The following is a 13,095-nucleotide window of genomic DNA, read 5'->3' as shown; positions in this document are numbered from 1 at the left end:
TGCCGGGCCGCGCGCGTCAGTTCTTCAGGTTGAACGTCTTGGTGGTCTTGCCATTGGACAGGCGGCACTGGCCGGGCTCGGTATTGGGCTTGGCGGACACCTTGCCGTAAAGCGAATTCTTGTTGTGGATCTGGTCCTGGCTCGTCGTGGTCCAGCCGTTGGCCGCGACCGTCATGGAGGCGCCGCTGGGAAACGTGAATCCCGCGTTGCCTTTGCCCGGCGTTCCCTGCGCCTTGAGCGGGTACAGCGTCGCCGGGTCGCGGCTGGAGACGGCGAAGTAGCGCGCGTTGGCATCGCGCCAGATCGCCAGCGAGGACGTCATGCTGGATTGCGCGAACGCCGGCACATTGCATTCGTACACCAGGGTGGCCGGGACCGCCTTGCCGGCAGACGCTTCCTTGGCCGGCCCGGGCTGGCTCGCAGGCGATTGCAGCATCTGCGTCCCTTTCCGTATCACCTCGTCCACGCAGGCCTTCGCCTGCGCCTCGGGCAGGGCGTAGCATTTGGGCAGTTCCTTTTCATTGAACGCCCGCACGCGATCCATCTGCTCTTGCGTGGGCCGGGCCAAGGCAGCCTGGGAAAGAACGCATAGCGATGCCGCGACAATCGTGCCGATGCCTGTGTGGTTCATGATGGCGACCCTCCGTGATGAGCCTACTTGTACGCCTGGGCCGCAAGCCGGGGTATCGGTCCGGCCTCGGGCAGAAGCATGAGCCGCCCCGCGAAGAAGACCTACGGCTCCGCGCAGGCATGCCGCGGCCCGGCCCGGCGGAGAGGGGGACTGTCCCTCGCTTGACGCGTGGGGCCGTCCCTGGTTTGCGGTTTGGAGTTGGCCCGGCGGGCTTGCTATAAAGATGCCTGCAAGCTTTTTCGCAAGGGTAGGGCACATGTCGATTCAATCGTTGGGGCGCTTCGGCGCCGCGCTGTTCGTGGCCGCGCTGGTTGCCGGCTGCTCCTCGACCAGCAGCCCCGGCAAGTCGGAATCCCAGACATCCGGCGGCAGCGGTGGCAGCGCGTCGCGGGTCAGCGCCGAGTGTAAGGCCAACCGCAGCAAGTGCCTCTACAAAGGGGCATACGAGTCCGGCGAGCGCGACTACGCCGAAGCAGAGGCCAGGCGGCTGAACCTGGCCGAGGTCGAGCGCCTGCGGCGCGCTTTCGGCCGCTAGGCGCGCCGCGCGCCCGGCAAAAAGCCCGCTGCTTGCGCCGGCGGGCTTTTGTTTTCAGCTTTCGTCTTTGCTTTTCTTCCTGCGCCGGGCGACTGCCCGGAGTATTTCGCCTGTTTCGAGTCGGTACACGCCGTCACCCTCCCTGGTCACAGTGCCGCCGGTGGACAGGCGGCAGGTCAAGACAGTGCATGCATCAACATTCGGATCTGTCGTGGGCTGCTGAACGAGATGTCTCTCGATCCGGTACTGGACTCCCGCTCCGGAGACCGCGATCACATCCTCCAATCGTCTACACGATATTGACATGATGAACCTCCCGTACTCGCGCCACGCTGAAACCTGTGGCACCGGGGTCATCGTCACAACTGGGTTTGGCGCTGTCAATGCCGCAATCCCGCATTTTCAGCGGGTTTGCGAGGGGCCTCCCAGGAAGCCTCGTGCGTACGAACGAGGCGATGCATGCGTCTGGTCTAGGGCTTTTTCAGCCGCAATCCGCGGCTGGATCTTCGCGGCCTATTCGAGTTTGACGTTGGCGGCCTGGATGACTGCGCGCCATTTCTTGTGGTCCGCGGCGATCGTCTGCGAGAACTGCGCGGGCGTCGTCGGCATGGCGGTGGCGCCTTGCGCCGCCAGGGCGTCCTGGATGTCCTTGAGCGCGAGGATGTTGTTCAACTCCTTGTTCAAGGTCTGGATGATGGGCTGGGGCGTTTTCGCGGGGGCGAGCAGGCCGTACCAGACGCGCACGTCGAAGTCGGGATAGCCCAGTTCCGCCACGGTGGGCACGTCGGGCATGGCGGGGCTGCGCTTGAGCGACGTCACCGCCAGCGGCACGGCGCTGCCGGCCTTGATCTGCGGCGCGGCGGAAGGAATGGAGGTGAAGATCACGGGCACCTGGCCGCCCAGCAGGTCCGCCATGGCCGGGCCCGAGCCCTTGTAGGGCACGTGGATCAGCTTGATGCCGGCCTGAAGCTGGAACAGTTCGGCGGCCAGGTGGGTGATGGTGCCCGCTCCCGGAGAGCCGTAGTTGATCGTGCCGGGCGCTTTCTTGGCGGCGTCGATCAGGTCCTTGAGCGATTTGTACGGGCCGTTCTTGCCCGCCACGACCACCAGGGGCGCTTCGCCGACGATGCCGATGGGCTCGAAATCCTTGAGCGGGTCGTAGGACAGCTTGCTGTAGAGCGAGGGCGCCACCGCCAGGTTGTCGACCTGGCCCATGACGATCTCGTAGCCGTCTGGCTTGGCGCGGGCCGCGGTGCCGATGCCGATGGTGCCGCCGGCGCCCGGCCGGTTTTCGGCGACCACGTTCCACTTGACCGTATCCGACAGCTTGGCGGCCACCGTGCGCGACAGGAAGTCGGTGCCGCCGCCGGGAGTGAACGGCACGATGACCCGTATGGGCTGGTTGGGATAGGGGTCGGCGGCGGCCGCGGGGGCGCTGGCGGCGAGCGCGCAGGCCGAGAACATCAGGGCACGTAGCATCATGGTTGTCGTCTCCTTTACTTGGTGGGCGCGTCCGGTCATGGATGCCGGACGTCGTGGACTGCGGTCGTATTCGCTGGGCGCGCGCCGGCGCCCCTAGATGGTCCCTTTGGCGCGCAACGCCTCGATCCGGGGTTCGGGCAGGCCCAGTTCGCGCAGCACCGCGGCGGTGTCCGCGCCCAGGGACGGCGCGGGCGCGCGGGCCCGGCAGGGCGACTCCGCGAACTTGATCGGAAACCCGAGCATGCGCACCCGCTGCCCGTCGGGGTGCGGGACGTCGATGGCCATTTCCTGGTCGGCCACCTGCGGATCGTCGAACACCTCGCGCAGGTTCAGCACCTGCCCGCAGGGCACGCCGTACTGGTTCAGGCGCTCGATCCAGTAGCGGCTGGTCTCCTGGCGGGTGCGCGCCTCGATGGCCGCCTTGATGGAATCGCGGTTCAGCATGCGGTCGGCGTTGGCCTGGAAGTCCGGATGCGAACGCAGGGATTGCAGCTCCAGCGCGTCGAGGAACTTCTCGTACATGGCGTCGTTGGACGGCGCGATCGCCACCTGGCCGTCGGCCGTCTCGAACAAGCCGTAGGGCGCGACGATGCCGTGGTCGTTGCCGGTGCGCGGCGGAAGCTCGCCGCTGGCGAAGTAGTTGGAGGCCTGGAAGCTGAGCAGGCCTATCATGCTGGACATCAGGCTGACGCTGACGGAATCCCCGCGGCCGGTGCGTTCTCGGCGCAGCAGCGCCGCCAGCACGCCCAGCGCGCCGTTCATGCCGGCCACCAGGTCGCTGATGGGCGGGCCGGCGCGCATGGGCGGATCGTTTTCGCCGCCGTTCAGGCTCATGAAGCCGCTCATCGCCTGCGCGATGAAATCGAAGGCGGGGCGGTCGCGGTACGGGCCGGACGTGCCGAAACCGTTGATGCTGCAATGGATGATGTCCGGGCGCAGCGCCTTCAGGGCCTCGTCGCCGAACCCCATCCGGTCCATGATGCCGGGGCGGTAGTTCTCGATCACCACGTCGCAGCTCGGGATCAGCTGGCGCAGGATGTCCTTGCCTTCCTCGCTGTACAGGTCGAGCGTGACCGACTTCTTGTTCCGGTTGTAGTTCGCGAAGTACCAGCTCAGGCCGTCCCGGATCACGCCCTGGTGCCGGACCGGGTCGCCTTCCCCGGGCGCTTCTATCTTGATGACTTCGGCCCCCATGTCGGCCAGGATGGAGGTGCAGTAGGGGCCCGAAATGATGCGGGTCAGGTCCAGGATGCGGATTCCGGTGAGGGGCATGTCGTGTGTCTATGCAGTTATCGGGAGGAAACGGGCCCTAGCCGCCCAGGCCGGGCAGCCACAGGGTCAGGGGCGGGAAGGCGCAGATCAGCGCAAGCACGATCAGCGACCAGATGAAGAACGGAACGATCTCGCGCACGATGGGGCCGATCGGCGTGCGGCCGACGGCGGACGTGACGAACAGCAGGATCCCGACCGGCGGGGTCAGCATGCCGGTCATCAGGTTGAGGATCAGGATCATGGCGTACTGGATCGGATCCAGGCCCAGCTGCGCGCCGATCGGGAGCAGCGCGGGCAGGGTGATGATCATGGCGGGCAGCGGTTCCAGGATCTTGCCCACCAGGATGAGGAACACGTTCACCGTCAGCAGCACCACCCAGGGCTCGTCGGAGATGCCCAGGATGCTCTTGGCGATGGTGGCGGCGATGCGCGATTCGCTGATCAGCCAGCTGAAGGGGCCGGCGGCGGCCAGCAGGAACAGGACGACGGCCATGGTCCGGCCCGCGGCGTAGAAGGCCGAACCCAGTTCGCCCGGTTTCAGCTCCCGGTAGACGGCCAGGCCGATCAGCAGCGCGTAGACGGCGACGAAGGCGGCGGCCTCGGTGTCGGTCAACAGGCCGAAGCGGATGCCGGCGATGATCAGGACCGGCATCATCAGCGCCCAGATGGACGCCCGCGTCACGCGCGCCCGTTCGGGCCAGCTGGCCCGAGGACGCGACTGGTAGCCGTGCCGGCGCGCCTGCCAGGCGCAGATGGCCATGTAGCCGGCCAGCAGCATGAAGCCGGGGATGATGCCGGCCAGGAACAGGCGGATGATGGACAGGTTGGCCAGCACCGCGTAGACGATCATGGGGATCGACGGCGGCAGGATCGGCCCCAGCATGGCGCCGCAGGCGATGACCGCTTCCGGATAGCCGCGGCGGTAGCCTTCGCGTTTCATGGACGGGATCATGGCCGTGCCGATGGCGCTTGCGTCCGCCACCGCGGAGCCGCTGATCCCGGCCATGACGAGGTTGGTGGTCAGCGAAACCTGCGACAGGCTGCCGCGCATGTGGCCGACCATGGCCATGGACCAGTTGATGAGCCGCAGCGTGACGCCGCCGCGGTTCATCAATTCGCCGGCCAGGATGAAGAGCGGGATCGCCACCAGCGCGGTCTCGTCGATGCCGCCCAGCATCGAAAGCGGGGCCTGCACGATGTCCACGCCGCCGCCGCCCTTGAACAGCATGCCTATCATGGCCGCGGTGATCATCGCGAAGCCGATGTCCAGTCCGACCAGGATCAGGACGATGAACAGGATCACCGAAAACAGGATCATGGGTGGGTCCCCGGAAGATCGCCGTTGCCCTCGTCGCGGGCGAAGGCGTCGCGCGGAACCGGCGCGTTCGGGATCAGCAGGCGCAAGGCCAGGAACAGCATGAAGAAAACCATGCCGGCGGTCAGGGCCGCGTAGCTCACGGCGTAGGTGAAAGGGGTGCCGACGATGTCCTGGAAGTGGCCTACCTCGACCACGTCCAGGCCCTTGTAGAAGAGGGTCGCGGCCAGCGCCAGCAGCAGGGCGTCGAACAGGCGGTCGCGCACCCGACGCACGCGCTCGGACAAGTGGCTGTCGATCAGGTCGATCACGACGTTGCGGCGTTCGCGCAAGGCCATGGCCGCGCCCAGGAAGGCGCACCACAGCATGCCGATGCGCGCGAGCTGGTCCCAGGCGTCGAACTGCGTCTTCAGCAGGTAGCGGTCCAGCACCTGGGCGAAACAGAAGACCAGCACCACGGCCAGGGTGAGCGCCACGCCCAGCCGGCCGATCCAGCAGACGACGCGGTCGGCGCGCAGCACGCGGGCCCGCCAGGCGGATCCGGTGGCCGCGGCGGGGCGGGAGCGGGCCGCGGCCGGCATCGGGGCGCTCATGCCGGGCTCCTTATTCCTGCATCTTCTGGATGCGTTCCACCATGCCGGCGGGCCAGTCCTTGCCCTCGTACTGCTGGTAGACCGTGGCCAGCGCCGCCTTGAACGCCGCCTTGTCCGGCTGCGTGTAGGTGACGCCGGCGTCTTTCAGGAGCTTGACCGCATTGTCGTCCAGCTCCTTGTCCAGCCGGGTGGCGACCTGGCCGCCGGCCCGGGCTGCGTCGATCAGGGCCTGGCGCTGCTTGTCGTTAAGGCCTTGCCACACGCGTTCGGAAATGAACCAGCCGGTCAGTTCGTAGGCATGGTCGGTGGCGGCCCAGAACTTGGCTTCTTCGTGGAAGCGCAGGGGAATGGACAGGTCGAAGCCGTTGTCCTGGCCGTCGATCATGCCGCGGCCCAGCGCGGTGTAGATTTCGGTCATTCCCAGCGGCACGACCTGCGCGCCCAGCTTCTCGAAGGTGCTTTTCAGAATGGGGATGGACGGCACGCGCAGCTTCAGGCCCTTGACGTCCTCGGGCTTGTTGATGGCGCGCGATACGGTCTGGAGCGCGCGCGGCGAGCGGATGCCGAAGGCGGCGAACACGCGCACGCCGGACTTCTTGGCGACGTCGTCGAAGATCTTGGCGAACTCGTCGCTGTTGATGATGCGCTCGGCCTGTTCGCCGCTCTTGAAGAGATAGGGCGCATACAGGATGTTCAGCGGTTGCGCGCCGCGCAGCAGCACCACGGAGCCCAGGCCGAAGTAACCCATGTCCAGCGTGCCCAGCTGCATGGACGACAGGATCTTGCTGATGTCGCCCAGTTGTCCGTCGGTATAGACGTGCACCTGCAGATCGTTGCCGGACTGCTTGCCGGCTTCGTCGGCGAAGGCGCGCATGGCGTGGTCCCAGGGGCTGTTCGAGGCGGCGATGGTGGCGATCTTCATCTCGCGGGCCTGCGCAACCCCGGCGGGCAGGAGCGCGCCCGCGGCGGCGGCCGACAGCGCCAGCACGATGGCCGCGCCACGGGCCAGAAACGGCGATAGCTTCCTGTTCATCATGTCTCCCCCCGGCATTGTCGTAGTGTCCGGTGATGTGGATCCGCCTGGTCCGGGTGGACGGCGGGTGCTGCGGTCGGCGCGGGTCACCCGTTCCAGTGCGCGGGCTTGAGCCCCGCCACCGGGGAATCGAACACCGCCAGGCTCGCGCCGTTGATGCTGCCCAGGTAGGCGGTCTTGCGGTCGGGGCCGCCGAAGGCGATGCTGGTGATGTTCTGGAGCTTCTTGCTGTGGTTGTCGTAGACCATCGGGCGGCTCAGCCGGTTGGCCAGGTACTCGGTCTCCAGCCTGTCGATGTGCGCGGGGTCGCCGTCCTCCAGCACGAGCTGCTGCCGGCCGTCGGGGCTGACGCGTATCACCCGGTTGGACACCACGCTGATCACCCAGATGTGGCCCGCTTCGTCGATGGCCATGCCGTCCGGGTAGGTGCCCTTGCCGAATTCGGTGATTACCGTGCGTTCGCCGAGATCGCCGTTGGGGGCGACGCGAAAGCGCAGCAGCCGCCGGCCGAAGGTCTCGTTGACGTACAGGTAGGCGCCGGTGGGATCCATGCGGCATTCGTTGGTCCAGTGCACGTCCTGCGCCACCACGCGCGTGCCCCGGCCGTCGTGCACCGCGATGTAGCCGTCGGCGATGTCGCGCCTGAACTGGTGGTCGCCCTTGCGCACCGTGCTCACGCAGATCCACAGCCGTTCGCGGTCGTCGAGCCAGACGAAATTGACGCTGGGCAGCGCCACGCCGTCGATTTCCATGATGTGGGGCGCGGCCGAGCCGTCACGCTGCACGCGCCAGACGCCGCCGTCGTCGGCCAGGTTCGCCACCGCGAACGAACCGTCGGGCAGCAGCGCGAAGCCATTGGGGATCAGGCCGGCCTGCGCGCCGATGAGGCGGGCGCTGCCGCCGGGCTGGATGTGGCGGATGCCGCCGGCCTTGTCCGACACGTACAGGTCGCCGGCGGCGGTGGCCAGCACGCATTCCGGGCGGTTCAGGTTGACGCCGGCTTCGCGCACCGCGCTCAGGGGCAGCAGGGGGGCGGGATTCGGTTGGCTGTCCATGCGCCTTTCCTCAACCGACCGCGCCGACGGCGCCGCCGTAGTCGTGCAGGTTCAGGCGCGGGCCGGCTTTCATCAGCTGCCCCGGGAGATTGCGGCCGATCACGCTTTCCAGCCGCTGCGCCACCTTGATCAGGGCGCGCAGATCGATGCCGCTGTCCACGCCCATTTCGTCGAGCAGGTAGACCAGGTCCTCGGTGCAGATGTTGCCCGTGGCGCCCGGCGCGAACGGGCAGCCGCCCAGCCCCGCCAGCGACGACTCGTACGACGTGACGCCGGCGCGCAGCCCTTCGGCGACGTTCACGAGGCCGATGCCCCGCGTGTTGTGGAAGTGCAGCGAGATCTTCATGTCGGGGTGGTCGGCGCGCAGCGCCTCGACGGTGCGGCGCACCAGCGGGGGCGTGGCCATGCCCGTGGTGTCGCCCAGCGTCACCGCGTCGAAGCCCAGCCCCGCGAAGTGGGAGAAGATGGCCTTGATCCGCCCCAGGTCCACGTCGCCCTCGAAGGGGCAGCCGAAGGCGACCGCGATGGCGCCCTTGCGCTTCATGGGGTGATCTTTCAGCAGCGCCGCGATGTCCTCGATATCGCGCAGCGATTGTTCGACCGGGCGGTTCAGGTTCTTGGTGTTGTGGCTTTCGGTGGCCGACAGGAACACGACGATCTCGTCGGCCTTGGACTTGAGCGCGTTTTCGACGCCCTTGCGGTTCGGCGCCAGGGCGCCCAGGACCACGCCGGGGCGCTTGCGCACTTTCTCCAGGACGTCGTGGGCGTCGCGCATCTGCGGCACCGCGCGCGGCGATACGAAGGAAGTGGCTTCGAAGTGCCTGACGCCCGCGTCGATCAGGGCGTTCAGTATCTCGGCTTTGGTGTCGGTCGGCACGAATTCGGACTCGATCTGCAGCCCGTCGCGCAAGCCGACTTCCACGATTTCAACCCGGTCTGGAAGGCTCACGGCGCTTGTCTCCTGGTGCCCGGCTCCTGCGCCCGCAAAGGCCTTGCGCGGCGATGTCCGGGACGGCGTTGTCGGTCACTATCTTCAGTGATCGACCCAGGCGGGACAATTCGTGAATCTTCGGCCGGGTATCGCGAAATGCGATGCCTCCGGCCGCGGCCGGCGGGCCTGGGCAAGGCCGCGCATTCATTGCTGCGCTGCGGCCTCGGCGATCAGATGGTCCAGCAGGAGGCGGGCGGCGCCCGACAGCGATTCATTGCTGCGGACGCACAACTTCAGCTGCCGGCGCGCCCAGGCGTCGGTCAGCGGAACCACGCAGAGTTCGTCGCAGGCATAGACGGACAAGGCCTTAGCCGGAACGATGCCGATGCCGAGATCGGCGCGCACCATGGATACCAGCGCATCGTAGGACGTGACCTGGAAGCGCAGCCGCAGCGTGCGGTTCATGGAGGCGGCTTCGCGGGTGAACAGATAGTTCGCCGCGCTGCCTCGGTGCATGCCGACGTGGTCGTAGTCCAGGGTGTCGGCGAAGGCCACGCGTTCGCGCCCGGACAAGGGGTGCCCGGCGGGCGCCACCAGGGCCATCACGTCGCGGTGGTAGGGGAAGATATCCAGGCCATTCTCGTCATCGGATTGCGTGTAGACGCCGATGTCGGCCGCGTTGTCCGCCACCGCGCGGGTGACGCCGGCGCTGACCGATTCTTCCAGGTCGATCTGCACGTGGGGATGGTCGATCAGGAAACGGCGCAGCTCCATGGGCAGGAACTGCGCGATCGAGGACAGATTGGCGGCCACGCGCACGCGCCCGCGCAGGCCGGCGGAGTAGTCGCGGATTTCGTCGGCCAGGTCTTGCGTCTGGTGCAGCAGGGTGCGCGCGCGCCGGGCCAGCGCGCGGGCGGCGCTGGTGGGCTCCACGCCGCGCGCGTGGCGCTGGAACAGCGGCACGTCCAGCACGCGCTCCAGTTCGGACAGGCGCTTGGACAGGGCCGAGGGCGCGATGTGCTCGCGCGTGGCGGCGGCCGTGATACTGCCTTCTTCCAGCACGGCCAGGAAGACCTGCAGGGTGTAGAGGTCGAGACGAGGATTCATGCGGGCCTACTCGGACTTGCCTGCCCGCGAGGATAGCGGCTGTCTCGCCAGCCATCGCTAGGGGATTACGCTTAGGGAGCGTTCCCGCCATAAGGAGCCGCGCACAGGCGTGAAATCGGTCGTCAGGCCCGGCGCGGCCGCCGCCGCGCGGCTGTGTCCTTGCGTGTATCTCAGGTGCCCGCGTCCGCCTGCCAGGCCGGGTTCCAGACGGCTTCCCAGACGTGGCCTCCGGATCCTGGAAGTAGCCGGCGTAGCCGCCCCAGAAAGTGTCGTGGGCGGGCTTCAGGATGCGGGCGCCGGCGGATTGGGCCCGGGCCATGACGCGGTCCACTTCCTCGCGCGAGCCGACATTGTGGCCCAGCGTCAGGTTGGTGGGCGATGCCGGGCCCGGCGGCAGGCCGGTATCGTGGGCGATGCTGGCTCGCGGCCAGAGCGCCAGCTTCAGGCCGGGCTGCAGGTCGATGAACACCACCGAACCATGCTCGAACTCCTGCCCGATGATGCCCGGCGTGGGCAGGCCCAGGCCGTCGCGATAAAAGCGCAGGGCGAGGTCCAGGTCGTCGACGCCCAGGGTGATGACACTGATGCGGGGATGCATGGCGCGCGCTTGCGGAGAAAGCAAAAGCCCAGTGTATATCGCGGCATCCGCGCACGCCGCGCTCAGCCGATGTCGGCCCAGTGTGGTGTCGCATCCTGCCGCAGCAGCTCGCTCGCCGATACCACGGCGATGCGGCCGTCGGCCGTGCCCAGCGCCAGCCGGTCGCCGCGCGCGGCCATCGCATGCGCGACGGTGGGCAGCCCTTCCAGGCGCAGCTTCGCATTCCGCCGGATCCCGCCGGTGCCGGCATCCATCAGCATCAGGGTGCCGTCCAGGAAGGCGGCGGCGACGAGGCCGGCTTGCGGCAAGGCCACGATGGCGGCCGCGCTGGCGCGGGTCGGGTGGCGCCACGACGGTTCCTTGCCGTCCAGCCGCCTGCGATAGATGAAGCCGGCGCAGGCGTCGCCGACAGTGGGCGAATAGTGGCGGCCGGCGAGGACGACCGCCGCGCCTTGCGCGTCGTCCAGGTAGCAGCCGCAAAGCTCCATGGCATGGCTGGCCGGCTTGCCGTCGGCCTTCAGCACCGGCCACAGCCGGCGGACCCGGCCGTCCGCATCCACGACGCACAGATGCTTGTGTTCGTGCGAACCGGCGGGCGTGCCCTGCAAGGCGAACAGGCAGGGCGCGCCGTCGATCCGGAGGTAGTGGTTGAAGCAATCGTAGTGGCCCAGGTCCAGGCGCCGCTCGTCGCCGCGACGGAGGTCGCGCAGCAGGTCCAGGGGCCGCTGCGGGCGGGGATAGCGGTTCATGCGCCCCAGCAGCATGCCCTCGGACGAGGCCGAAAACGTGAACTCGCCTTCGTAGGCGGCGACGAGATCCAGGCCGTCTTCGGTCCAGCGATAGAGCCGGGAATCCTGCGACCACCTCGGCGCGGAACGGTCCGCGGGCGCCGCCGCGTGCACGTGGACGCCGGCCGCGAGCAGGATCTCGCAACCGTATCCCTCGCCGGTGTAGCGCGTGGCGGCGCCGCCGCGGACGTCGTGGATTTCCAGCAGGCAGCCGCGATGCGCCGCGGCAATCCGGTAGTCGTCCAGCCAGGCCAGGTCGTGGATGGCGCCGGTCTGTTCCAGGCCGGGCAGGCCCAGCCATTGCGCGAGCCGATCGGCGGGCGCGGCGGCTTGCGCGCAAGGCGCTTCCTCCGGCGCGGCGTCGTCGGCGCAAAGCGCCGGGCTCTGCGCGGGGGCTTTGGACCAGGTCGCCTCGCCGTACGGAACGCGCACGCGGTACAGCGTGTTGAACGCCGCGTCGGGCGTATCGGGCAGCCCCTCCCATTCTTCGTCCCAGGGGCGTACCCAGGCCGTGATGCCGCGGCCATCCGCGTCGCAGGCGCAGCGCGCGACTTCGGGCATGCGCTCGAACAGGCGAGCGTGGCGGCCGTTGCTCCAGTCCCAGGCGACGAGCTCGCCCTCGAACAGATAGCCTCCGTCATAGCTGCCGGCGCCGATCGCGGCGACGCTTTCGGTGGGATGGAAGGCGACGTCGTTCACGGGATGGCGCAGCGCGTCCAGGGCGGCGAAGGGCGAGGATTCGCCGCGGCGATACAGGGCCACGCGGTAGCGCAAGGCCTGGCCGCCGTAGGCGGCGCGCGCCCGCGGAACGGCCAGCAGGGGAAACTCGGAAGCGACGGCCGCGATGCCGCGCGCGGGATCGAAGAAAACGCCGGTAATGCGGGCGCTGCCGCGCAGCGGCGGGTCCGAAAGCGTGGCCATGGTTCGGGCTGTCCTGGCGTTTGCGCTCAGCGTTCGTCGACCGTGCGCAGCAGCGCCGAATCGAACATGGCCGCCGGCGAGATGATGGGTTCGTCCCAGGGCACGTTCTTGCCGTAGCGCTCCTGCATCTTGGCGCGCACGGCGGGCGAACTCAGGTCGAACTGCCGGAGCGGCGCGGTCGCGCCGATTTCCAGGCCCAGCGTGCGCTGGTAGATTTTCCAGACCAGTTCGGAGCAGTAGATGTTCTCGTCAGACCAGGCGAAGACCAGGTCGTAGGGTTTGCCCACGAACCCGGCGCCCGCCTCGGCAAGCCGTTCGCGCGCCGGCGGGGTGAGCCGCTCGGCGTCGCGCAGGCGTTTGACCACATAGTGCCCGCGTTCGCCTTGCGCCGCCCACTGATCGAGCGGCGTGTAGCCGACCCGGGCGGCGGCCTCCAGCACGTAGGGGCGCCCCTGGCGCATCACGATCATGCCCATGTGGCTATACCGCGAATGGGTTGCCTGCTGGATGGCCAGGCTTTGCGCCGACCGCGATTGCTGGAACACGAGATCGCCCGTCTGGACCTCGGGCGCCGCCGCGGCGGCCAGGGAAAGCGCGGACAGCGCGGCCGCAGCCGCGGCGAGCGTCCGCGCGGCCAGAGTCATGTACGGGCCCGGCCGGCAACCGGCGCCTCTTTCTTGCCGCGCGGCTTGGCCGCGGGTTTCCGGTCTTCGACGGGAGCGTCGAATTCCTGTTTATTGCGTTCGCCACGCGGGGTGTTTTCCGGGTGGGGTTTGGGAAAAGCCCAGGGCTTGGTTTTCTGATCCATTGCATGTACTCCTTGCACAGGCGGAA

Annotated in this window: 13 protein-coding genes and 1 pseudogene; 1 reads left to right on the top strand and 13 read right to left on the bottom strand. The window is 68.2% G+C overall.

Features of this window, described 5'->3' with window-relative positions; translation table 11 throughout:
- Nucleotides 1–16 precede the first annotated feature (16 nt).
- A complete protein-coding gene (locus tag ADE01S_RS09050; protein ID WP_131828734.1) occupies nucleotides 17–631 on the bottom strand; it encodes a hypothetical protein in 615 nt (204 codons plus the stop codon).
- 256 nt (nucleotides 632–887) lie between these two features.
- Between ADE01S_RS09050 and ADE01S_RS09045 the strand changes: the two genes are divergently transcribed.
- Nucleotides 888–1,166: a hypothetical protein gene (locus ADE01S_RS09045; protein WP_062681352.1), complete on the top strand. Its 279-nt coding sequence runs from the start codon at nucleotides 888–890 to the stop codon at nucleotides 1,164–1,166.
- Nucleotides 1,167–1,679: 513 nt separating this feature from the next.
- Here ADE01S_RS09045 and ADE01S_RS09040 read toward each other — a convergent pair.
- The 12 genes and pseudogenes from ADE01S_RS09040 to ADE01S_RS31775 all read right to left on the bottom strand — a co-directional run bounded on the left by ADE01S_RS09040 (nucleotide 1,680) and on the right by ADE01S_RS31775 (nucleotide 13,069).
- The gene (locus ADE01S_RS09040; protein WP_062681462.1) at nucleotides 1,680–2,645 is read right to left on the bottom strand and encodes a Bug family tripartite tricarboxylate transporter substrate binding protein; all 966 of its coding nucleotides are present in this window, start codon (nucleotides 2,643–2,645) and stop codon (nucleotides 1,680–1,682) included.
- 96 nt (nucleotides 2,646–2,741) lie between these two features.
- Nucleotides 2,742–3,920 (bottom strand): CaiB/BaiF CoA transferase family protein, encoded by a 1,179-nt coding sequence (locus ADE01S_RS09035; RefSeq protein ID WP_062681351.1) that lies wholly within the window; start codon nucleotides 3,918–3,920, stop codon nucleotides 2,742–2,744.
- A gap of 37 nt (nucleotides 3,921–3,957) precedes the next feature.
- Nucleotides 3,958–5,238, bottom strand: coding sequence for a TRAP transporter large permease (locus ADE01S_RS09030; protein WP_062681350.1), 1,281 nt, complete (start codon nucleotides 5,236–5,238; stop codon nucleotides 3,958–3,960).
- Nucleotides 5,235–5,828, bottom strand: coding sequence for a TRAP transporter small permease (locus ADE01S_RS09025; protein ID WP_062681349.1), 594 nt, complete (start codon nucleotides 5,826–5,828; stop codon nucleotides 5,235–5,237). The genes ADE01S_RS09030 and ADE01S_RS09025 overlap by 4 nt, the downstream gene beginning before the upstream one ends.
- 10 nt (nucleotides 5,829–5,838) lie before the next feature.
- On the bottom strand, nucleotides 5,839–6,861 hold the full coding sequence (locus ADE01S_RS09020) for a TRAP transporter substrate-binding protein (RefSeq protein ID WP_075873348.1): 1,023 nt from the start codon (nucleotides 6,859–6,861) through the stop codon (nucleotides 5,839–5,841).
- Between the two features lie 86 nt (nucleotides 6,862–6,947).
- Nucleotides 6,948–7,916 carry an SMP-30/gluconolactonase/LRE family protein gene (locus ADE01S_RS09015; protein ID WP_062681347.1) on the bottom strand — a complete coding sequence of 323 codons (969 nt, stop codon included), beginning with the start codon at nucleotides 7,914–7,916 and terminating at the stop codon, nucleotides 6,948–6,950.
- Between the two features lie 10 nt (nucleotides 7,917–7,926).
- Nucleotides 7,927–8,865: a hydroxymethylglutaryl-CoA lyase gene (locus ADE01S_RS09010; protein ID WP_062681346.1), complete on the bottom strand. Its 939-nt coding sequence runs from the start codon at nucleotides 8,863–8,865 to the stop codon at nucleotides 7,927–7,929.
- A gap of 186 nt (nucleotides 8,866–9,051) precedes the next feature.
- Entirely contained in the window at nucleotides 9,052–9,954 is a 903-nt protein-coding gene (locus ADE01S_RS09005; protein WP_062681345.1) for a LysR family transcriptional regulator, read from the bottom strand.
- A gap of 170 nt (nucleotides 9,955–10,124) precedes the next feature.
- Nucleotides 10,125–10,552: pseudogene (locus ADE01S_RS31170) on the bottom strand (VOC family protein).
- Between the two features lie 62 nt (nucleotides 10,553–10,614).
- On the bottom strand, nucleotides 10,615–12,261 hold the full coding sequence (locus ADE01S_RS09000; protein ID WP_062681344.1) for a hypothetical protein: 1,647 nt from the start codon (nucleotides 12,259–12,261) through the stop codon (nucleotides 10,615–10,617).
- Nucleotides 12,262–12,287: 26 nt separating this feature from the next.
- Nucleotides 12,288–12,905, bottom strand: coding sequence for a YiiX family permuted papain-like enzyme (locus ADE01S_RS08995; RefSeq protein WP_075873349.1), 618 nt, complete (start codon nucleotides 12,903–12,905; stop codon nucleotides 12,288–12,290).
- Nucleotides 12,902–13,069: a hypothetical protein gene (locus tag ADE01S_RS31775; protein WP_165695633.1), complete on the bottom strand. Its 168-nt coding sequence runs from the start codon at nucleotides 13,067–13,069 to the stop codon at nucleotides 12,902–12,904. Before ADE01S_RS31775 ends, ADE01S_RS08995 begins: the two co-directional genes overlap by 4 nt.
- Between the last annotated feature and the right edge of the window lie 26 nt (nucleotides 13,070–13,095).

This window comes from Achromobacter denitrificans NBRC 15125 (genome assembly GCF_001571365.1).
Lineage (GTDB): Bacteria > Pseudomonadota > Gammaproteobacteria > Burkholderiales > Burkholderiaceae_B > Achromobacter > Achromobacter denitrificans.
The sequence above is the reverse complement of the archived record's forward strand: the minus strand, read 5'-3'. Positions and strand labels throughout refer to the sequence as shown.